Source organism: Natrarchaeobius oligotrophus, from assembly GCF_003841465.1.
Taxonomy (GTDB): Archaea; Halobacteriota; Halobacteria; order Halobacteriales; family Natrialbaceae; genus Natrarchaeobius; species Natrarchaeobius oligotrophus.
The window spans coordinates 68,656-89,300 of record NZ_REFZ01000003.1 but is presented as its reverse complement, the minus strand read 5'-3'; the positions used below and the strand labels follow the sequence as shown (position 1 = coordinate 89,300).

The 20,645-nt window shown below is 64.5% G+C and carries 17 protein-coding genes; 12 read left to right on the top strand and 5 right to left on the bottom strand.

Annotated elements, in window-relative coordinates:
- The 6 genes from EA472_RS05380 to EA472_RS05355 all read left to right on the top strand — a co-directional run bounded on the left by EA472_RS05380 (window position 1) and on the right by EA472_RS05355 (window position 8,243).
- A complete protein-coding gene (locus tag EA472_RS05380) occupies window positions 1-2,241 on the top strand; it encodes a VWA domain-containing protein (protein ID WP_124190493.1) in 2,241 nt (746 codons plus the stop codon).
- Window positions 2,242-2,372: 131 nt separating this feature from the next.
- A complete protein-coding gene (locus tag EA472_RS05375; RefSeq protein WP_124190492.1) occupies window positions 2,373-3,932 on the top strand; it encodes an ABC transporter substrate-binding protein in 1,560 nt (519 codons plus the stop codon).
- Between the two features lie 4 nt (window positions 3,933-3,936).
- A complete protein-coding gene (nikB, locus tag EA472_RS05370) occupies window positions 3,937-4,878 on the top strand; it encodes a nickel ABC transporter permease (protein ID WP_124190491.1) in 942 nt (313 codons plus the stop codon).
- Window positions 4,875-5,753, top strand: a complete 879-nt coding sequence (nikC, locus tag EA472_RS05365) for a nickel transporter permease (RefSeq protein ID WP_124190490.1) — start codon at window positions 4,875-4,877, stop codon at window positions 5,751-5,753. Before nikB ends, nikC begins: the two co-directional genes overlap by 4 nt.
- Window positions 5,750-7,450 (top strand): ABC transporter ATP-binding protein, encoded by a 1,701-nt coding sequence (locus tag EA472_RS05360; RefSeq protein WP_124190489.1) that lies wholly within the window; start codon window positions 5,750-5,752, stop codon window positions 7,448-7,450. The genes nikC and EA472_RS05360 overlap by 4 nt, the downstream gene beginning before the upstream one ends.
- Window positions 7,428-8,243, top strand: a complete 816-nt coding sequence (locus tag EA472_RS05355; protein WP_124190488.1) for an NAD(P)/FAD-dependent oxidoreductase — start codon at window positions 7,428-7,430, stop codon at window positions 8,241-8,243. The genes EA472_RS05360 and EA472_RS05355 overlap by 23 nt, the downstream gene beginning before the upstream one ends.
- An 11-nt stretch (window positions 8,244-8,254) precedes the next feature.
- Here the strand turns inward: EA472_RS05355 and EA472_RS05350 are convergent, their stop codons facing one another.
- Window positions 8,255-8,458 (bottom strand): DUF7511 domain-containing protein, encoded by a 204-nt coding sequence (locus EA472_RS05350; protein WP_124190487.1) that lies wholly within the window; start codon window positions 8,456-8,458, stop codon window positions 8,255-8,257.
- A 131-nt stretch (window positions 8,459-8,589) separates the two neighbouring features.
- Here EA472_RS05350 and EA472_RS05345 point away from each other — a divergent pair, with 131 nt between their 5' ends.
- Window positions 8,590-9,288: an ATP-binding protein gene (locus tag EA472_RS05345; RefSeq protein WP_124190486.1), complete on the top strand. Its 699-nt coding sequence runs from the start codon at window positions 8,590-8,592 to the stop codon at window positions 9,286-9,288.
- Between the two features lie 163 nt (window positions 9,289-9,451).
- Here the strand turns inward: EA472_RS05345 and EA472_RS05340 are convergent, their stop codons facing one another.
- Window positions 9,452-10,717, bottom strand: coding sequence for an FAD/NAD(P)-binding protein (locus EA472_RS05340; RefSeq protein WP_124190485.1), 1,266 nt, complete (start codon window positions 10,715-10,717; stop codon window positions 9,452-9,454).
- 104 nt (window positions 10,718-10,821) lie between these two features.
- On the opposite strand from EA472_RS05340, the gene EA472_RS05335 reads away from it, so the two are divergent.
- Both EA472_RS05335 and EA472_RS23505 read left to right on the top strand, forming a co-directional pair.
- Window positions 10,822-12,096 (top strand): GTP-binding protein, encoded by a 1,275-nt coding sequence (locus EA472_RS05335; RefSeq protein ID WP_124190484.1) that lies wholly within the window; start codon window positions 10,822-10,824, stop codon window positions 12,094-12,096.
- On the top strand, window positions 12,065-12,304 hold the full coding sequence (locus EA472_RS23505; RefSeq protein ID WP_449289227.1) for a DUF7511 domain-containing protein: 240 nt from the start codon (window positions 12,065-12,067) through the stop codon (window positions 12,302-12,304). The genes EA472_RS05335 and EA472_RS23505 overlap by 32 nt, the downstream gene beginning before the upstream one ends.
- 222 nt (window positions 12,305-12,526) lie before the next feature.
- Here the strand turns inward: EA472_RS23505 and EA472_RS05320 are convergent, their stop codons facing one another.
- Window positions 12,527-13,675 (bottom strand): pentapeptide repeat-containing protein, encoded by a 1,149-nt coding sequence (locus tag EA472_RS05320; RefSeq protein WP_165874827.1) that lies wholly within the window; start codon window positions 13,673-13,675, stop codon window positions 12,527-12,529.
- A gap of 257 nt (window positions 13,676-13,932) precedes the next feature.
- Between EA472_RS05320 and EA472_RS05315 the strand changes: the two genes are divergently transcribed.
- The 3 genes from EA472_RS05315 (at window position 13,933) to EA472_RS05305 (ending at window position 19,290) form a co-directional block, all read left to right on the top strand.
- Window positions 13,933-17,091: a PAS domain S-box protein gene (locus EA472_RS05315; protein ID WP_124190480.1), complete on the top strand. Its 3,159-nt coding sequence runs from the start codon at window positions 13,933-13,935 to the stop codon at window positions 17,089-17,091.
- Window positions 17,092-17,676: 585 nt separating this feature from the next.
- Complete coding sequence (locus EA472_RS05310; RefSeq protein ID WP_124190479.1) at window positions 17,677-17,904, top strand: hypothetical protein; 228 nt, start codon at window positions 17,677-17,679, stop codon at window positions 17,902-17,904.
- 540 nt (window positions 17,905-18,444) lie between these two features.
- On the top strand, window positions 18,445-19,290 hold the full coding sequence (locus EA472_RS05305) for a sensor histidine kinase (protein WP_243637782.1): 846 nt from the start codon (window positions 18,445-18,447) through the stop codon (window positions 19,288-19,290).
- A 44-nt stretch (window positions 19,291-19,334) separates the two neighbouring features.
- On the opposite strand, the gene EA472_RS05300 is transcribed toward EA472_RS05305, so the two are convergent.
- On the bottom strand, window positions 19,335-20,084 hold the full coding sequence (locus tag EA472_RS05300; protein ID WP_124190477.1) for a GIDE domain-containing protein: 750 nt from the start codon (window positions 20,082-20,084) through the stop codon (window positions 19,335-19,337).
- Window positions 20,085-20,256: 172 nt separating this feature from the next.
- Window positions 20,257-20,613, bottom strand: coding sequence for an SHOCT domain-containing protein (locus EA472_RS05295; RefSeq protein WP_124190476.1), 357 nt, complete (start codon window positions 20,611-20,613; stop codon window positions 20,257-20,259).
- Window positions 20,614-20,645: the final 32 nt, after the last annotated feature.

The following is a 20,645-nucleotide window of genomic DNA, read 5'->3' as shown; positions in this document are numbered from 1 at the left end:
ATGGTTGCAGAGCGCGGGGCCAAAAAGGTATCGTCGCTCCCGTTTCCGGCCATCGTCGGTCAGGACGAACTCAAACGCGTGTTACTCGCCGTCGCAGTGGACGAGGATCTCGACGGGGCCCTGATCTCCGGTGAGAAGGGGACCGCCAAGTCGACGGCCGTCCGGTCCCTGGTGGACGTCCTCCCGGAACAGCCGACGGTTACGGATTGTCCCTACGGCTGCGCGCCCGACGATCCGAGCCTGCAGTGTGCGGACTGTCGAAATCGCGAGGAGCCGCCGGTCGAGCGTCGACCGCCGCCGCTCGTCCCGTTGCCGCTCGGTGCGACGCGCGACCGGGTCGTCGGGACGCTTTCGGTCGGGGCCGCGGTCGACGGCGAGGTCGAATTCGATCCCGGATTGCTCGCGCGGGCCCACCGCGGCATCCTCTACGTCGACGAGGTGAACCTCCTCGAGGATCACCTCGTGGACGTCATCCTCGACGCGGCGGCAAGCGGGATCAACGCGGTCGAACGCGACGGCGTGAGCGTCACCCACCCGGCGTCGTTCACCCTGATCGGAACGATGAACCCCGAGGAGGGCGACCTCCGTCCGCAGCTCCGCGATCGGTTCGCCCTCCGGGCGACGGTCGAAGGCGCTCGAGACCTCGATTCGCGCGTCGAGATCATCGATCGAGCCCTCGAGTCCGGCCGGTCGGATCCCGATTCCGATGGCGACGCGGTATCGGCCGAACGCGCCGCCGAGGACGTACGGGCCCTCCGCGAACGGCTCGCGAAAGCCAAGACGAGGTTGTCCGAGGTGGCGATTCCCCGCGAGCGGAAGGTCGAGGTCGCTCGACTCTGTCTCGAGGCGGGCGTCGACGGTCACCGGGGCGACGTCGCCACGGTGCGAACGGCCAGGGCGCTGGCCGCGCTCGACGGCCGGTCGACGGTGAACGAATCCACCGTCCTCGAGGCGGCGTCCTACACGCTCCCACACCGCCTTCGGAGCACGCCGTTCGAAGACGCACCCGACCTCGAGGAGATCCTCGAGGAGCAGTTCGGGGGGGCGCGCGACGGCGACGAGCGGTCCGACTCCGACGAGGTCGACTCGGACGGGTCCGACCCCGACGAAGGCGACCCGACCGACGAATCCGGCGGAGATCGATCGCGCGAAAGCGCCGACGGCGTCGGTGACGACGGCGCAGCCGAGGATCGTCACGACGGCGGACGGAGATCGGACGCCGACTCGCCCGAAGACGACGGCGGACGGACACCGGACGCGAACTCGTCCAAAGACGACGGCGAAGAGAGACCGATGGACGGCTCCACGGGAACGTCGCGACCGAGATCGCTCGACGATCGGTCGTCCGGGACGACGGACGGATCGGACGAGCGCGACGCGTCCGACGCGAACGATTCGAGCGCCGATCCCGACACGGACGACGACGCGACCCCGTTGCTTCCGGGACAGCGACGAGCGGGCGTCGGCGACGCCACCGCGCCGTCGCTCGAGGGTCGCCGCGGCGCCCGCGGTGAATCGACGAGCGGCTCGAGGACGAACGCCGCACCGAGCGTCGACAACCGTGGACCCCGCGTCCGAACCGAACCCGCGTCGAGAGACGGACCGATCGACGCCGCGGCGTCGGTTCGGTCGGCCGCGATGCGGGGGCGATCTCGCGTCGACGAGACGGATCTGCGCCGATCCGTTCGAAGCGGCGAGACGCAGGCGACGATCGTCTTCGTCGTCGACGCGAGCGCGTCCATGCGACCGGCGATGCGAGCGGCGAAGGGGGTCGTCTTCGAGCTGTTGCAGGACAGCTACCAGAGCCGCGACCGGATCGCGTTCGTGGCGTTTGCGGGTGACGACGCCGACGTCCTGCTCCCGCCGACGAAAAGCGTCTCGCTGGCGGCCCGTCACCTCAAAGAGCTCCCGACCGGCGACCGAACGCCGCTTTCGGCGGGCCTCGAGACGGCGCGTTCGGTCCTCGAGCACGAGAGTTCGAACGCGGCGATCGTGCTCCTCGTAACCGACGGAAAGGGAAACGTCGCGGCGGGCAGTCCGACCGAGGCGACGAGGGCGGCCGCCCGGCGTCTCGCCGAAACGGTCGACGAGGTTCTCGTGGTGGACGCGGCCGAGGATCCTCGCCACGGACTCTCCGACGTGATCGTCGCCGAAACCGGCGGGGAGCGCGTTTCGCTTTCGGCGTTGACCGCAGAACGGATTCGGTCGATCACGGCGCAGATTCCGCATGACCGGGAGTGAGCGGGGTGGGCGTCCGGCGTCCCATCCGCCAGAGAATGCGAACTGTGAACAATATCATTTTGCCAAATGAATTTAGCAAAGATTAATAAATATGTGTTTAATATTGTGAACAACTCACTGGAGTTCCTCGTATGAACCGATCCACACCACACGAAACGCACGGAACGCACGGCAACGAACCGGCCGGGATGCCGGTATCGCGTCGAAAGCTGGTAACCGGAGTCGCAGGTGTAAGCTTCGCCTCGGTCGCCGGTTGTCTCACGTCGGACGCCTCAGGAGACGCGCCCGTCCGAATCAGTCTGGCGAGCGATCCGACCGACGGCGATTGGGAGGCGTACGGAGGCGTCGTTCCCTACCACACGCCGTTCCACGAAACGCTGACGGCAGCTCCCGCGGACCTGCAGTCCGTCGAGCCACAACTCGCCCGTGAATGGGAGACGCTCGACGAGACGACGTGGCGGTTCTCACTGCGAGACGACGTGAGCTTTCACGACGGCAGCGAGTTGACCGCGTCGCTCGCGGCCGACGCGTTAGCGGCGCTCCTCGAGGCCCGCCCCATCGGATTCACCCGCCTCACGCCGGACAGCTTCACGGCCGTCGACGAGTACGAACTCGAGATCGAAACCACGCAGCCGGAGCCGGCGACCCCCGGAAACCTCGCGCATCCGCTGATGAGTCTGCAACATCCAGCGGCGGACGAGCCGGTCGGGACCGGCCCGTACGTCGCGGAAGACGTCACCCCCGACCGGCCCGTCGAAGCGGTGAGGTTCGACGACTACCGGGGAACGGTCCCGGAACCGACGCTCGTCTTCGAAGGCGTCACCGATCCCCGGACTCGATCGCTTCGTCTCGAGTCGGGCGAGACCGACGTCGCCCTCGACCTCCCGCGAGGGAGCTACGAGGAACTCGCCGCGAGCGACGACCTCGAGGTTCGAACCGAAACCGAGCCGCGAACCGGAATGGTGATGGTGAATCGCTACCGCGAGGCGACGAGCGATCGCGATCTCAGGAAGGCCCTGCAGTACGCGGTCGACCAACACGAACTCGTCGAGGAGGTACTCGACGGGGTCGGCGAACCGGCACGATCGCCGTTCTCGAAGACGATTCCGTGGTCGGCCCACGACGAGCTGTCGGCGCACACGGATACGGACCGGGCTCGGGAGTACCTCGAGGCGTCGGCGTACGACGGGGAGGAGCTACGATTTATCATCGACGGTGATCAGTCCGAGCAACAACTCATCGCTCAGGAGATGCAACGCCGGTACGACGACCTCGGGATCGACGTCGCTATCGAACAGGTCGAGTCGGCGGCGTTTTTCTCCGAGTACACCGGCGGCGAGGCGGATCTCGCGTTCGTGGAGCTCGGATCGATAAACGGCGCAGCCGACTACCTCGTGTACGTGATGTACCACTCCGAAGGCGGAGACAACGTCGATCAGTACGAAAGCGAGGGAACCGGCGTCGTCAACCCCGGCGAGGAGGTCGACGAACTCATTGAACGGGGTGACACGGCCTTCGACGAGGACGTTAAACGCGAGGCGTACCGCGAGGTACAGCGGCGCGTGATGGACGACGGGGTGACGATTCCGATCTACTACAAGGACTACGTCATCGGAACCGGCGCGGACGTCGACGGTCCCGACCTCCACGCGATTCCACACATGACCGACTGGACCACGCTCTCGACGTAACGCCATGCACCGGTACCTGTTGAAACGCCTCGCGAGTTCGGTCGTCGTCCTCGGCGCGGTGAGCGTCGTCACGTACGCGCTGGTGTTGCTCACGCCGGGCGATCCCGCGGAGACGATTCTCCGCGAGCAACTCAACAGTCAGCCGAGCGACGAGCAGATCGCCCAGTTCCGCACGGAACACGGCCTCGACGAGCCGCTTCACGTGCAGTACGCCGACTGGCTCAGCGGCGTCCTCACCGGCGACCTCGGTCAGTCGTACTTTCACGGCCGAACGGTTCGCGAGTTGATCGCGGCTCACCTCCCAGCGACGATCGAACTCGCCGTCGCCGCCATGCTCGTCGCGGTACTCATCTCCGTTCCGGCGGGCATCGTCAGCGCGGTGTATCGTCGAACGGCTTTCGATTACCTCAGCCAGTTCGGAGCGCTCTTTGGCGTCTCGGTCCCCAACTTCTGGCTGGGATACCTGCTGATCGTCGCCGTTGCACTCCCGCTCAGCGCCGTTCCGACCTCCGGGTCGGGAGGCGTTTCGCACCTCGTCCTGCCGGCGGTGACGCTGGGAACGGGACTGGCCGCGGTCGTCACCCGGCTGCTGCGTGCGTCGCTGCTCGAGACGCTCGAGGAGCCGTACGTCCGAACCGCGCGATCGAAGGGACTGTGCGAACGCGTCGTCGTCTGTCGGCACGCGCTTCGCAGCGCCCTCATCCCTGTCGTCACCGTCATCGGCCTCCAGTTCGCGTACGTGTTGAACGGTGCGGTCATCGTCGAGGTCGTCTTCGATCGCCCGGGCCTGGGGACGCTTCTCGTCGACGCGATCTTCGCACGGGATTATCCGGTCGTCCAGGGGGTCGTACTGGTGACCGCCGTCCTGTTCGTGACGACGAATCTCCTCGTCGACCTCTCGTATCGGTACCTCGATCCGCGGATCGACCTGGAGGCGAGTAGATGAGCACGATCGACGATCCGAGTCGCGTCGAAGCCGTCGGACGATCGAACCTCCGGAGGGCACTGCGACGCAATCCCGCGAGCCTGGCCGGCGGTATCGTCGTCGCACTCGTTGTGCTGGTCGCGATCGTCGGCCCGGCGCTGGTCGGCGATCCGAACGCCGGCGCGCTGTCGAATCGGCTCCAGCCGCCGTCGACGGCTCACCCGCTCGGTACGGATCCGCTCGGTCGGGACGTCCTGACGAGACTCGTCCACGGCGCCAGAATCACCCTCGCCGTCGCCGTGGCGATCACCCTCGTCAGGCTCGTCATCGGTTTCGTCGTCGGGCTGGTTGCCGGACTGTGCGGCGGGCTCGTCGACGAGGCGTTGATGCGCGTCGTCGACTTCCTCCTCGCGTTTCCCGGGATCGTCCTGGCGCTCGTCATCGCCGGTATCCTCGGGCCGAGTCTCCGCAACGTCCTCCTGGCGCTGGCGGTCGTCGGCTGGGCCAGCTACGCCCGCGTCGTCAGGAGTTCGGTCCTGTCCGTCCGCGAGGAGCCGTTCGTCGACGCCGCGAAGCTCGCGGGCATCTCCCGCGTGCGACTGATCCGGACCCACTTCGTGCCGAACGTCGCCGGTCCCGTCGTCGTGCTCGCGACGCTCGATCTCGGCGGCGTCGTTCTCGCCGCGGCCGGCCTCTCCTTTCTCGGACTGGGTGCGCAGCCGCCGACGCCGGAGTGGGGAGCGATGGTGGCGGACGGTGCCGATTACCTCCGATCAGCGCCGTGGCTTGTCAACGCCCCGGGGATCGCGATCGCCGTTATCGTCGTCGGGTTCAACCTGCTCGGCGACGGGCTCCGCGACGCGCTCGATACGGATCCGACGGAGGTGAACCGATGACGGCCGCCGCTCCCGAGCCGGCGTCGATCGAGCTCCGCGACGAACGGGCGATGGTGAGCGTCGAGAACCTCACCGTCCGCTACGGGGAGACGGTCGCCGTTCGAACCGTCTCGCTGTCCCTCGAGCGGGGAGAGTTCGTCGGTCTCGTGGGCGAATCCGGCGCCGGAAAGTCGACGCTCGGACTCGCGCTCGTCGGACTCGGCGGAAAAGCGTCGGGCTCCGTTCGGATCGGGGGAACGGAACTCGTCGGGGCCGACGACGGGACGGTCCGACGGATCCGCCGACGGCGGGTCGGCCTCGCGTTCCAGAACGCCGACGACGCCCTCCACCCCGCGTACACCCTCGGCGAACAGATCGCCGAGAGCGTCGACGGGAGACGCCGGCGGTGGCGGCGGCGACACGAATCGCGCGTGAATCGCCTGCTCGAGGACGTCGGACTCGAGCCGGCGTTCGCGGATCGGTATCCCCACGAGTGTTCGGGCGGACAGAATCAGCGGGCGCTGCTGGCGATCGCCCTCGCCGGCGATCCCGACGTGCTGGTACTCGACGAGCCCACGAGTTCGCTCGACGCGGTCACCCAGGCGCACGTGCTCGAGACCCTCGAGCGGGTGATGGCCGAACGCGATCTCGCCGTCCTCCTGATCACCCACGACCTCGACGTCGTCGAGCACTGCTGCGATCGAACCGTCGTCATGCGCGAGGGCGAACTCGTCGACCGGGGCGTCACCGATCGGTTGTTCTCGAACCCGGCGCATCCCTACACCTCGACGCTCGTCGACGCTCGTCGGTCGACTTCACGGGCCGTCGACGGGGGAACGTCGTCGGCTCCGGGCACCGGTGACGCGATCGTCGCCGAACTCGAGACCGCGACCAAGCGCTACCGCGACGGATCGTTCGTCTCCGCCCTCCTCGGGCGCGAAACGACGACGGACACGCTCGTCGACGCGTCGGTTTCCGTTCGCGAGGACGAGTGCGTCGCCCTCGTCGGGCGCTCCGGTGCCGGCAAGACGACGGCGGCCCGGCTGATCGCCGGGCTCGAGACCCCCTCCGCGGGGACGGTTCGAATACGCGGCGAAATCGCCGGTCCGGTCGCGGAGCGGCGACCTGCACAACGGGCGTCGGTCGGCTACGTCTTCCAGTCGCCTCGGTCGAGTCTCGATCCGCGACGCACCGTCGCCGAGAGCGTCGCCGAACCGCTCGTCGGGGCCGGCTGGAGTCGATCGCGTCGCGACCAGCGGGTCCGCGAACTGCTCGAGCACGTGGGTCTCGAGGGATACGGTGACCGGTATCCGCGAGAACTGTCCGGCGGCGAGGCACAGCGGGTCGCCGTGGCTCGCGCGCTCGCCCTGGAGCCGGATCTGCTGGTGCTCGACGAGGCAACGAGCGCGCTCGATACGGTGACGACCCACCGCCTCTGCTCGCTATTCGAACGACTCGGTCGACGGAACAGCCGGTCGATGCTCGTCGTGACCCACGACTTCGACATCGCGCGACGGCTGGCCGACCGAACGCTCGTTCTCGCCGACGGTCGCGTCGTCGACGAGGGTCCGACGAGCGAACTGCTCTCCGAACCGACGCACGCCGAGACGCGAACGCTGATCGACGCGACGCTCGGCGGTTCGTCCGCCGACTCCCGGACGAACACCACCGCCGACACACGGACACACACGACACATGCCACCGACGAATCCGACTGAACCGAGCGGAACCGACACACGATCGACGAACGAAACGAACTGTACCGCACCGGAATCGGCGCGAGAAACGGCGAACGAGCCCGCGATCGATCCGCCGGCCGACGAGGGCTATCACGCCGTCGTGATCGGCGGCGGTCCCGCCGGGTGTGCGGCGAGTCTGTTCTGCGCTCGCGCTGGCCTGCAAACGCTGCAACTCGAGAACGGACGATCGACGCTCCAGAAGTGCGCGTACGTCGAGAACTACCTCGGCTTTCCGCGTGGAATCGCGCCGCGAGAGCTCCTCGAACTCATGAGCGAACACGTCGCACGGACCGAGTGTACCGTCCGATCGGCGACCGTCGAGACGGTTCGACGGTGCGAGGACGGGTTCGAGGTGGTGGTCGACGGAGAGCGAATCCTCACCCGGACGGTTCTCGCCGCGTCGTGGTCGAAAAGCGACTACCTCGAGGAACTGGGCGTCGAAACCGAACGGGAGGAAGACGGACCCGTCGGCGAGATCGTTACCGACGCGGAGGGTCGAACGACCGTCGAGGGGCTCTACGCCGCCGGTCGGATCACCGGGACCCCCCATCAGGCTCTCGTGAGCGCGGGCGACGGGGCTCGAGTCGCGCTGAACCTGATCTCCGAGCTGATCCCGGCGTTCTACAACGACTGGATCGCTCCGGCGGGCTACTACGAAGGGTACGGCAAGGAGATTCCGGTCGGCGTCGAAGAGATTTCACACGAGGAACGTCGCTCGCGCGCCGACCGCGGCCGCGCGTGGATGTGCGAGTGGTTTACCGACGAGTCGTAGCCACCGTCCACTCATCGACACTCCTCGAGCGACCGAAACCCGTCGCCGGTCGCACGGATCCACGCGTCGCTTCGGTCCGGGGTGACGACCGTCGGCGGATACAGCGTACAGACGTCGACGCCGCCGCGACGACGAACGAACGCGCAGAGCGTCGACCTCGGCACCGTCCGCGGATCGGCTGGCGTCTCTGCCGTCGAAGGCGTGGGTTCGTTCATGGCGGACTGGTGGTCTCGTCGGTGTGAGCTGGGTGTCGTCTCACCGCTAACTCGCACCTCGAGACCGATGTTAAAATAGATATCTATAATAGCAATTTTGATTATCTCAAGGTTTAGAGTTACTACCACCTGTGTCCACGACGACAACGGAAACCGGAGCCACCGAGAGCGAGCGCACGTCTGAGACGCGCCACGTCGCATTCGTCGGCGATGCGGGCGTCGGAAAGACGACGATCGCCGCCCTCGTCGCGGCTCGACTGGCCGAACGAACGCGCGTGCGCGTCACCGGCGAGGCAGCGCAGTTGGTCGGCGACCGCGGCGACCGCCCCGTCGGCGCGCTCGGACTCGAGTGGACGATCGACGACTGTCCGCCGGACGCGGAGGCGATCGGCGCTCGAGCCGAACGGCTGGACGCGGCGTTCGTCGTCGCGACGCCGGAGACGCTCGAGAGCGTCGCGAGGTACGAGCGTCGTGCCAGCAACCACGACGTCGAGTGTTTCCTCGTGGTCAATCGGTTCCGAGAGCCGGCGAGGAATCGGCTTCGGACGTTCGACGGGCCGGAACTCGCGGAGTATTTCTACGAGGACGAGGCCATCCGGACGGCGGTCGCCGATGGGAACGTACCGACGCTTTCGGAGTGGACCGTCGAAGCGATACTCATCGAGGCGCTCGAGCGCGGCGAACGGTCGATCGTCAACGTCGAAGTCGAAGAGCGAGCCGACGCCGATTCGCTCGTCGACGCGTTCGAAACGGCCGGCTACGACGCGGCCTTCTTCGCGTGTAACTGCCGGTGCCACGACGGACACGTGCTGGCACGTCGACGGGGGTGAACGGACGGTGACAATTGGGTCACCTCGAGCCGAATACTGTTCTCCCGTCGATGGAGCGTAGAACGGCGACCGTAGAGACGGACTCCGACGCGCTCATCGCGATCGTCGGTGGAGGCGTTCACGGCGGCGACCTGGCCGTTCGTCGCCGCCACGCCGCGTCGGATCAATCGGATGCTTCCGTTTCGCAAACGGGAGCGCTCGTTTCGTCACCGTCGGAGCGAAGACGCCGCGGGATGGCGGCCGTGATCCGATCGCCGGCCCGCCTGGCTCCCGGAACGTTCGGCGCGTACGGCCCGACCGATCCGAGCGCCAGCGCCCCGGAGGCGTACAGCGGAACGAATCGTCCGTCGTCGCGATGCCAGGCGAGCGTCTCGTCGTCGAGAACCGGCATTCCTCGATAGCCTCGAGCCAGCTCGAGTTCGTCGGCGACGCGATCGACGAACGGATGATCGAACACCGGTTCGAATCCGGTCGCGAGGACGACGCGATCGGCCAGTAACTCCAGTCCGTGGTCCAGAGAGAGCCGAACCGACCCGTCTTCGATCGTCGCCGACTCGACCGCACCCTGTGCGAGCGTGAGCCCGCCCTCGTCGATTCGATCCTCGAACTCGTCGTAGAGGTACGGTGGAACCGTTGCATCGTTTCGAGCGTTCGAAATCACGTCGTACCGCTCCCTCGAGCCCGGCGGGTGGACGTGAAGGTTCCGTTCGATATGCGACCAGTTGATCCACGGCGGATCCGCTTCGGACACCTCCCACTCGAGCGGGTGCCGTGAGAGCAGAGCCACCGACTGCGTTTCGCTCAGCGTACACGCGAGCTGCGCGGCCGTGATCCCGCCGCCGACGACGATGGTTCGATCGACCGACGCGTCGGGGTCGAATCCGTCCCAGACGTGCTCGACGCCGTCGAGGCCGGTCGCCCAGTCCGGCCGGCGATACCGACCGCCGTGGCCGATCGCCAGGACGCAATGGTCGGTCTCGATGGGGCCCGCAGTCGTCTCGAGCCGGAGTCCCCGCTCACCGGAACGTTCACCGATTCCGTCGACGGCGGCCCGACGATGGAGCGACTCGAGGTCCTTCCGGTCGATCACGGACGCCGAGTAGTCCAGAAAGAGATCGAGGGACGGCCGCGAGGGATAGTCGACCGTCGGAACGAGTTCGTCCTCGCGATCGTTCGCTTCGGCGTAGCTCTCGAGGTCGAACGGTTCGGTACCGACGTGGTGGACGAACGTCGACCGGAGCGACTCCATACCGCACGCTCTCGCTTTCTCCCGGAACGACGCCAGCAATCGGTCGTGCGGATCGACGACGCAAACGTCGGACCGATCGAACGGCGCGTCTTCGAGGAGGCGCTGGAGAAGGTACGTTCCGTGGATACCTCCGCCGACGATGGTGCAGTCGAACGTCGAGGGTGAGTCGTGTGGCGTCATGCGGGATCCGTGGCGCGGGTGTCCGAAGACAGCCTCCGATAGTTAATAAGAGTTTTGGATAAGATAATAACTTATATTAGCTCATCTTCCTATGTTATCATCACATGGACGAACAGACGATCCCCGTGACCGTGCTCTCCGGAACGCTCGGTGCCGGAAAGACGACCACGCTCAACCACGTGCTGTCCGAGAGCGACGACCGCGATCTCGCCGTTCTCGTCAACGACATGGGCGAGGTGAACGTCGACGCGGACCTGGTCGCCGAATCCTCCGACATTTCGGCGGACGACGAGGAACTGATCGAACTCTCGAACGGCTGCATCTGCTGTGAGCTGCGCGGCGACCTGCTCGAGGCGATCGACGCGCTCACCCGCGAACGGGAGTTCGACGCCATCGTCGTCGAGTCGACGGGCGTCGCCGAACCGCTGCCGGTCGCCCAGACGCTGACGCTCGGGTTCGATCAGTCGGACCTCGATCCCACCGAGTTCTACGAGGAGACGGGAATCGAGCCGCTCGAGAACTGTCACCTCGATACGACGGTGACGGTCGTCGACGCCCACCAGTTCCACGAGGCGATGCGATCGGACGAGATCCTCGACGACGACGGGACGAAAAAACACCTCGGCGATCTGCTCGTCGAACAGGTGGAGTTCTGCGACGTCTTGCTTTTGAACAAGTGCGACCTCGTCGACGAGTCGACGCTCGCCGAAGTCGAAGAGACCCTCGCGACGCTCCAGCCTCGAGCCGAGATCGTCCGGACGACCCACGGTCGAGTCGATCCCGAGACCGTCGTCGAGACCGGACGGTTCGACTTCGAGGACGCGAGCCGATCGGCCGGCTGGATACGGGAACTCCAGCAGCCGCACGAGTCCGCCGAAGAGGAACACGGCGTGACCTCGTTCGTCTTCGAGGCGCGACGGCCCTTTCACCCCGAGCGGTTCGCCTACCTCCTCGACGAGTTTCCGGAGAACGTCGTTCGATCCAAGGGTCACTTCTGGCTCGCCGGCCGCGAGGAGACGGCCCTCGCGCTGAACGTCGCCGGGCGGTCGATTCGAATCGCACCCGCCGGAAGCTGGATCGCGGCCCTCCCGCCCGAGGAACGCGAAGAGCAGTTCGAAGCGTACCCGGATCTCGAGGAGACGTGGGACGACGAGTGGGGCGACCGCGGAACGCGCCTGGTCGTTATCGGTACCGAGATGGACCACGAATCGATCCGGGATCACTTCGAACTGTGTCTGCTCACCGACGAGGAGATGGACGCCGACTGGACGACGTTCGAGGATCGGTTCCCGACGTTCGAACCCCTCGAAGAAGCCGACGAAGACGAAACGGAGAGCCTCGAACACGATGGCCAGGAAGAGATCGGACTCGCGGATTGATCGATCACGCACCACCGATCACGTGACCGATACGGACCCACCCTCGCCGTCCGAGCATCCAACGGACGAGTGCCGTGCGATCGTCGAACCGACGGAGACGGGAGAAAAACTGTGTACGATCTACTCGCTCGCGTCCGAAGACTCGCTGGTAACGACGTGGATCTCAGCTCGAGAAGGTTCGTACTGTGCGCTCAGAGACGTCCGATGATCAGCAACGAAACGACGACGTCTACGACCTTCCAAACGGCAGTCAAAACGAACGTTTCACGAACGAACCACTACGAAGCGATCGATGCACTCGCTCGGAAGGGCGAGACGACGAACCTCGCAATACTCGTCCGAACGAGCGATCTCCGGAGTGAGTTCCGTCGACAGGCCCTCGACGGACCCGATCTGAAGCCGAGCGACCCGGAAATCGAGACGAAGATACTTACAGACTGTTAATTACTACGTCTTCGATTTTCTTTCCACCGATGTTCAATAATTCTCTACACTTTTTCTTTTGCATAGTGCGTTTGAGATCGTTTTCTTTCGCTCCTTCGTGCAGAGAGTTTAGAAACTGTTTCAATTCATCCGGATCGGAGAGAAGTCGGTCGGTAATGACACCGCTTTCTAATTTCACGAAACGACGATCTTCTGAGAGCGCAAAGCTGGTGTCCGTTGAACTGAGTTTTTCGAAGCCTAGTGGTTTCTTGGAGATGGCAAGCGCTGGCCAGTTGTCGATCTCTAACTCCGCAAGGATCGAGTCCCAGAGCGGATTGGGGATACAGCTTCGATCCAGCGTCACTACTTCTCTCCGTTCGCCAAACGCCCCGAACGTGAGGAGTGTTTCGTCGAGTAGACGATATTTGCTGTCTTCTTGCCGATACTCTCTGCTCGTGAAGTAGTAGAAAAACGAGTTCGGTTTTGCCTTCGGCAATTCCCAGTACGTGTGTGGAGTGTATGGAGTCGGTCGAAGAACGTCGGTCAGTTTCCTGTCCGGAGTGACCCATTCGTATCCAAATTCCGCTCTATCGATGTCCGTTGCTATCACAGCCCCATCAAGATCGGCGTCCGTGAGGGTTGCATCGACGAGGTTCGTCCCCGATAAAACGGCGTTAGAAAGGGTAGCATCCGTCAGGTTGGCAGCCCAGAGATCTGCCTCGTTGAGTTTCGCTCGAGCCAGGACGGCGTTCTCGAGGTTGGCGTGAGCAAGGCAGGTTGAGGAGAGATCGGCTCCGGTCAAATCGGCACACGCTGCATTACAATCCATCAGATTAGCATAATCGAGATCGATCCCGGTCAAATCTGCGTTAGTGAGATTAGCTCCCCGGAGAGTAGCGCGATGTAGGATAGCTCCGCGTAAACAGGCATCGGATAGATCCGCACCCCAGAGACGTATTTCGGGAAGCCTGGCCCCTTCTAAATCGACACCGTTCAGATACGCCCCTTCAATATCGACTGGCCATTCGTCACGGTCCGCTACCGGTTTCTCCGCTACTTCAGCGTGCCAAAAACAAAAGCCCGTATCCTCCCACGTTGAGCGGTTGCACCTCTCGTAATCACACCATTTTCCCACGCTCTTCTGTCCCTGTCTCATAGATTGTCGATTAATTGTAGTTTGATTACTAAACTCTATTGCCATCTCACTCGGTGGCTCTACGGGTACGGGGAGTGTGCGATACGTTCTGCGCGCCGCAAACGATAATCGACGTCCGCTCACCGGAGACGTGAAATCGAGCCGAAAAGGACGTGAACGCCACTTCGAGATCCCGTGTACTCTCCAGGCGCGAACGCAGACCCTTGCAGCGTGCGAGCGGCGAGTGCTTTAACACGGTCAATGACCTTCGGGAAGTAATGAGTACGCGATCGGGTGCGCCCGGCGGAGCATTTTGGGACGACGTCGACGACGACGTGGCGCTCCGGCGGTATCGGACGCTCGTCAACGCGATCGACGACGGCGTGTTTCAGCTCGATTCGGACGGACAGTTCGTTGCGGCCAACGACGCGTTCGTCGAGGCGACGGGGCATTCGCGCGACGATCTTCTCGGCGAACACGTCTCGCTCGTTCTCACCGATGGCGACGTCGACCACATCGAACGTGAAATCGAGAACCGGATCGGAACGGAAGACGCGGAAATCGTCCCCTTCGAACTCGGCGTCCAAACCGCCGACGGTGGCGCGTTTCCCTGTGAACTGCGGATCAACGCGCTGGTCGAAGGTGGGGAGTTTCGAGGAACGATCGGCGTCACACGAGCGCTCTCCGAGGAGACGCAACGGTTGGCGTCGCTCGAGTCGGGACGGACGTCGGTCGAATCGATCGCGACCGTTCTCGACGAGGCCAACATCGGCGTCTTCGTCGTCGACGACGAGTTCACGATCGAGTGGGCCGACGAGACCATCGGAGAGTACCTCGGCCTCGAGCGCGAGGATCTCGTCGGACGGGACAAACGAACCGTACTCGAGGAAACCATCAAGCACCGATTCGACGACCCGGAACGGTTCGCGGAGAAGGTTCGGGCAACGGACGAAGAGAACGGGTACTTCGAGACGTTCGAGTGTCGCGTCACCGCAGGCGAAACCCGTGACGAACGCTGGCTCGAGCACCAGAGCAAACCGATCGAATCGGGCCAGTACGCCGGCGGGCGGATCGAACTCTACTACGATATCACGGATCGAAAACGATCGGAAGACGCACACCGTGAAAGCGAAGAACAGTTTCAGTCGCTGGTCGACGCCGTCGAGGAGTACGCGATCTTTCGGCTCGATCCGGAGGGAAACGTCATCAGCTGGAACGAAGGTGCGGCGGAGATCAAGGGATACGACCGCGCGGAGATCCTCGGCCAACACTTCTCGACCTTTTACACCGAAGACGATCGAGCAACAGGAGTTCCGACCCGGAACCTCGAACGGGCGACCGAAAACGGATCGATCGAAGACGAGGGGTGGCGCGTCAGAAAAGACGGGAGTCAGTTCTGGGCGAACGTGACGATTTCGGCGGTCTGGGACGACGACGGAACGCACCGCGGGTACCTGAAGGTCACGCGCGATATGACCGAGCGTCACCGGCGCGAACGGGAACTCGAGCGCGAACTCCAGCGGATATTCGATCGATTCTCCGATGCGTTCTACACGCTCGATGACGAGTTTCGATTCACCCACGTCAACTCCCATGCGGAAACCCTCCTGGGCTACTCGGAAAGCGAACTACGCGGAACGGTCTTGTGGGACGTTTTCCCGGAGGCCGTCGGATCGGAACTCTACGACAACTACACGGACGCGATGGAAAACCAGCGGGCGATCGCGTTCGAGCGCTACTCCGAACCGCTCGGTATCTGGGCCGAAGTGAACGTCTACCCCTCCGAGACGGGACTGTCGGTCTACTTTACTGACGTCACCGAGCGCAAAGAGCGCGAACGGGAACTGGAACGGTACGAGCAGACGGTCGAAACGATCTGGGACGGCGTCGCGACGATCGACGCCGACGGCCGATTCGTCATGGTCAACGACGCGTTCTGCGAGATGAGCGGTTTCAAGCGGAACGAATTGCTGGGTGAACCCGTCACGCTCATCCACGACGAGATGATCGACGAGCGCGCCGAGGAGTTAAAAGAGGACGTCGTCGCAGAGAATGCGGAGTACGCCTCGCTCGAGTTCGACCTCGAAACCGCCGGTGGTGGGGCGATCCCGGTCGAGGGACGGTTCGGGCCGTACGAACTCGAAGACGGATCGATCGGTCGCACCGGCGTCGTCCGTGACATCTCCGAGCGGAAAGCGCGCGAGCGGGCGCTCGAACGGCGCGCCCGCCAGCAACAGGTCGTCGCCGATCTCGGACAGTTCGCGCTCGAAACCGACGACCTCGACGAACTCATGCACGAGGCGGCCCGGCAGGTTGCGGACGTCCTCGACAACGAGTACTGCAAGGTGCTCGATCTCGATCCCGACGAACGGGAGCTGTCGTTGCGCCAGGGCGTCGGCTGGCGAGACGGGATCGTCGGCGAGGCGACGGTGTCGTCCGTCGAAACGGACTCCCAGGCCGCGTACACCCTGGCGAACGATCACCCGATCGTGGTCGAGGACCTCGAGACGGAAACGCGGTTTCGCGGCCCCGATCTACTGCGGAGCCACGACGTGCGTAGCGGGATCAGTACCGTCATCGGGCCGTTCGACGAGGCGTGGGGTATCCTCGGCACTCACGACACCGACCCTCGGACGTTCACCGGCCAGGACGTCACCTTCGTCCAGAGCGTCGCCAACATCCTCGCCGAGGCCATCGAACGCCACCGATACCAGCGGGAGCTCGAACAGCTGGTCGACGACCTCGAGGAGTCGAACGAACGCCTCGAGCAGTTCGCGTACGCCGCCAGCCACGACATGCAGGAGCCACTCCGGATGGTCTCGAGCTATCTCCGACTGATCGACCACCGATACCGAGACGCGCTCGACGACGACGGCGAGGAATTCCTCGAGTTCGCCATCGACGGTGCCGACCGGATGCGCGACATGATCGACGGATTGCTCGCGTATTCGCGGGTCGAAACGCGAGGAGATCCGTTCGAACCGGTCGACCTGAACGAGGTTTTCGACGCCGTTCGCGAGGATCTGCGGATACGACTCGAGGAGAACGACGCCGAGATCACGACCGACGATCTGCCGCGCGTAGCGGGCGACGCCGATCAACTGCGACAGGTCCTCCAGAACCTCCTGAGTAACGCGATCGAGTACAGCGACGACCGGCCACCGCGGATCGACGTCGCCGTCGAACGCGACGGCAACGACTGGCGAATCTCGGTTCACGACGACGGGGTCGGAATCGACCCCGACGAACAGGATCGTATCTTCGAGGTGTTCGAGCGACTGCACACGCACGAGGAACATCCGGGGACGGGTATCGGACTCGCCCTCTGTGAACGCATCCTCGAGCGCCACGGTGGCGAGATCCGGGTCGAGTCGGAGCCCGGCGAGGGATCGACGTTCTCGTTCACGCTCCCGCCGGCGAGTGAACACGACGGGTGAGCGAGCGCTCGTCTTCGGGGACGGGACGCGTCTCGACGAGCCGCGATCCGCAACCGGCACCGAGGCTCGTCCGGTCCGCCGTCAGTCATCGTCGGTGCGACCCCGGACCGTCGTGGTCGCACCGGGAATCAGCGATAGCAACCCGTACCGGGCGGGGCTGACCGAGTACCGGTTCTCCACGCCGAACGGACCGCACGCAGCTTCCTTCACCGAACACCAGAAATTATATTATCTCCCAGAAAGAGGATCAGAATGGAAGTCATCGCGCTCCAAAAGCGGACGCGGGGGGCATGCGTACTGAAATGCCCCGGGTGGTGATGACACCCGAGACGGTGGCTTCCAAGCTTACGACTCGGTTGCCATGCTTACGTTCCTGCCACCGAGACAAAAAGGTCTCGCACGACAGCGGAGTATCGCCATCGACCAGCCGCGGCGTCGGCCCAGCGGCGGTTCGACCGCGACTCGAGTCCCCCGCAACTCGAGTCGGCTTCGAGCCGTCCACACCTCGAGTGGGCTTCGAACAGCCCACAACTCGAGTCGACTCACACGACACCGAAGCCGGCCGCGGCCGCGGGGCCGACGCTGATGAGTTCCAGCACCGACGCCGCCGGAAGCGCCGACGACCTCGCCGACTCCGTCTGCGACCGGTGTGGCGACCCCGTTTCGCGCGATCGGGTGATCCGCCTCTCGAGCGAGCCCTGCCCCGCGCTCGAGGGACGGTACGTCGCCGTCACGAAGCCCTACTGTCCCGACTGCGTCGCCGCCGTCGGCATGCTCGAACTCGAGACTCGATCCGACGGCGAAGCGGGCTGAGGGGATCGGCGGCGGTCGCCGATCTCACTATCACGCGAGTACCGGTCGGATATCGCCGTCGCCACCAGTCGCTGGGTGGCGTCGGTCGTCGCGAGACGCGCGCATCAGGGAGAGACAGTGGAAAATATGTCAGGTGAAAACTTCAGTTGGTGAGTTATACTGGACGCGTGGGTCGTATCCTGCATAATTACTTCGCTCGTACAGACATTTCGGCCGACACCGTTATTATCGAATACTGATATAACCGCGTAGATGCGGATCAGGACCACCGCCGATACGCGAGCGCTCTGGCCGATCGCAGGGTTAGGCGGCGTCCTGGGTCTCAGCCTGTGCGTGGAGATACTCGCGATCAGGTTCGGTTCAGCCAGTTTCCGGCTCGAGTATCTAATCGCCACTACTACGTCCGTCCTATCCATCGGTTTCTTGCTCTACGGTAGTTACTGGATCGTCGGGAGCGAACTATCGCCGACCAGGTACGGACGGATCACTCTCTGGTGTTTCGGTGGGGCTCTCGTTTTCCTGGTGGTCAATCTCAGCTTCATGCGATCGATACAAGTGGAGCGGCTGCTTCACCTTATCGGGACCGTTCGATGGTCGATCAGTATTGGTGCCGGCATCGGGTTGGGTATCGGCCTGCTCGAAGCGAGAGCGATCAATCGACAGCTCGCGACGGATCGGGTCCGCCTCCGTCAAGCGGAACTTCAGCGGGAACGAGACCGACTCGACGAGTTCGCCAGCGTCGTCTCTCACGACCTTCGAAATCCGCTGAACGTCGCCGCTGGCCGAATTCAGTTAGCTCGGGAGACCCACGACAGCGACCACCTGAAAATAGCCGAGCAATCTCTCGATCGGATCGAGACGTTGATCGATGACCTCCTAACCCTCGCACGGGAAGGAAAAGCGGTAACCGATCCCGAGCCGGTCGATCTCGAATCCCTCGTTCGGGAGTGCTGGAGGAACGTGGAGGTGAAACGAGCGACGTACGTTACGGCGGTCGGGTCGGTGATCGAAGCCGACGAGAGTCGATTACGTCAGGTGTTCGAGAATCTGTTTCGCAACGCGATCGAACACGCCGGAGCGGACGTAACCGTGACGGTCGGCGAACTCGACGACGGCTTCTACGTCGAGGACGATGGTCCGGGCATTCCCGACGCCGACCGCGGTGACGTGTTCGACGCCAGCTACTCGACCAGCGGATCGGGAAGTGGCTTCGGGTTAAGCATCGTCAAGCAGATCGTCGAGGCCCACGGCTGGGAGATTCGCGTTATCGAGGGGGACGAAGGTGGTGCCCGATTCGAGATTACCGGCGTCGAGCGTGTCGGCGAGAAAACCCCGTCCGACCTAGCGGAGACGACGAACGAATCCGCACCCAACCGCTGCGAGTAACCGCGAATCAGGCGTGCGACAACGAACCGATCCGCTCGAGCGCGCTATACGAGTTCCGTACCGACGACGCCCAGCCCGAGCGCGACGCCGGCGATGCCGACCAGCGCGTATCCCACGCCGCGCAACAGGAGCCGCCGTCTCGTCTCCGCTTCGGTCGCGTCCGAAATCAGGAACGTCGGCGCGTCGGTGCCGACGATCGCGACGTCCGCGTCGACGCCCGCCGGCGGCCGCTCCGCCGTCCCCACGGCGTAGCAGTGGCCGCCCACGTCGAGTCGCTTCTCGGTGTAGCGTCGGTTCCGGATGCCGGCGCTGCCGATTCCCGGGATGTTCGCCGAGACGCTGACGTTCCAGCCCCCGTCGTCCCGGACGGGCTCGCCGCCGGCGTTCGTCTTGCGGGTTCGCTCCGACTCGAGCGAGAGCGACGCCCCCTCGGGATCGACGTATGCCGTTCCCGTCTCGTCCTGGACGACGAACGGGCGCGAGGCCCCTCCGGAATCGATCGTCCGCCACCTCGACCTCGAGCCCGACTTGCTCGATCGGTTTCGGCGCTTTTCGACCGCGTACTCGTAGGCGACGCACTCCTCCCCGAAGTGAGGCGACTCGAGCGTCGAGTCGTGGGGGCGAACGTCGCCTTCTATCTCGACGGTTCCGGATTCGGCGATCGCCGACGCGATCGAAACCGGATCGTCCGCGCCGAGTCGCCGCCAGCGCCGAAGCGACGACCCTCCGACGGCCAGGCCGGCGACGCCGAGGCCGGCGACGATCAGCCCGATGAGTATCGAAACGAGGTCCATACCGAATCATATCACTCGAACAACGAGTAGATTGCGCTCGATTTCCCCTCGAAGCCCGGTCGGCGGTCGCATCCGGGGCGATCTGGCCTCCGTTCGAGCCGTCGTGCGGCGACGTTCGGAGCGCTATCCCGGCCGGCCGATCGGTCGATTCGACCCGGTTCGCACGAGCGGACTACCGATCTCGCTCCAGTCGCTCGCGGCGTTTCTCGAACTCTTCGTCGGAGAGCTCCCCTCGAGCGTACGCCGTCCGAAGTTCCTCGATGGCGGGATCGGTTCGGCCGGCGTCCGGTTGCTGGAGCGCGCTGTAGAGCAGGTATCCGATGGCGAGGGCCACGACGAGCGGGACGATCCCCGTGAGAAGCCACATCCAACCGCCTCCGGCGGCATCCCACGTCCCACCGTTCCACATGTGTCCGCCGCCCCACATCCCCATCAACGGCATCGCGAGCGCCATCACCAGAAACGGCAAGAGCAGGAGTACGACGATGACGATCAGTAGCGTTCGAACGAGGGAGTCGTCGGTTGCCATGCACTACCATACGTCGACGCGGCATTTGAGTG

Excerpts from the sequence above, each read along its gene's own strand:
- EA472_RS23505 (WP_449289227.1), top strand. The coding sequence starts at position 12,065 with ATGGCCAGGAAGAGATCGGACTCGCGGATTGATCGATCACGCACCACC.
- EA472_RS05360 (WP_124190489.1), top strand. The coding sequence starts at position 5,750 with ATGACGGCCGCCGCTCCCGAGCCGGCGTCGATCGAGCTCCGCGACGAA.
- EA472_RS05310 (WP_124190479.1), top strand. The coding sequence starts at position 17,677 with ATGAGTTCCAGCACCGACGCCGCCGGAAGCGCCGACGACCTCGCCGAC.
- nikC (WP_124190490.1), top strand. The coding sequence starts at position 4,875 with ATGAGCACGATCGACGATCCGAGTCGCGTCGAAGCCGTCGGACGATCG.
- EA472_RS05315 (WP_124190480.1), top strand. The coding sequence starts at position 13,933 with ATGAGTACGCGATCGGGTGCGCCCGGCGGAGCATTTTGGGACGACGTC.
- EA472_RS05380 (WP_124190493.1), top strand. The coding sequence starts at position 1 with ATGGTTGCAGAGCGCGGGGCCAAAAAGGTATCGTCGCTCCCGTTTCCG.
- EA472_RS05350 (WP_124190487.1), bottom strand. The coding sequence starts at position 8,458 with ATGAACGAACCCACGCCTTCGACGGCAGAGACGCCAGCCGATCCGCGG.
- EA472_RS05295 (WP_124190476.1), bottom strand. The coding sequence starts at position 20,613 with ATGGCAACCGACGACTCCCTCGTTCGAACGCTACTGATCGTCATCGTC.
- EA472_RS05340 (WP_124190485.1), bottom strand. The coding sequence starts at position 10,717 with ATGACGCCACACGACTCACCCTCGACGTTCGACTGCACCATCGTCGGC.
- EA472_RS05300 (WP_124190477.1), bottom strand. The coding sequence starts at position 20,084 with ATGGACCTCGTTTCGATACTCATCGGGCTGATCGTCGCCGGCCTCGGC.
- nikB (WP_124190491.1), top strand. The coding sequence starts at position 3,937 with ATGCACCGGTACCTGTTGAAACGCCTCGCGAGTTCGGTCGTCGTCCTC.
- EA472_RS05375 (WP_124190492.1), top strand. The coding sequence starts at position 2,373 with ATGAACCGATCCACACCACACGAAACGCACGGAACGCACGGCAACGAA.
- EA472_RS05335 (WP_124190484.1), top strand. The coding sequence starts at position 10,822 with ATGGACGAACAGACGATCCCCGTGACCGTGCTCTCCGGAACGCTCGGT.
- EA472_RS05355 (WP_124190488.1), top strand. The coding sequence starts at position 7,428 with ATGCCACCGACGAATCCGACTGAACCGAGCGGAACCGACACACGATCG.
- EA472_RS05305 (WP_243637782.1), top strand. The coding sequence starts at position 18,445 with ATGCGATCGATACAAGTGGAGCGGCTGCTTCACCTTATCGGGACCGTT.
- EA472_RS05320 (WP_165874827.1), bottom strand. The coding sequence starts at position 13,675 with ATGAGACAGGGACAGAAGAGCGTGGGAAAATGGTGTGATTACGAGAGG.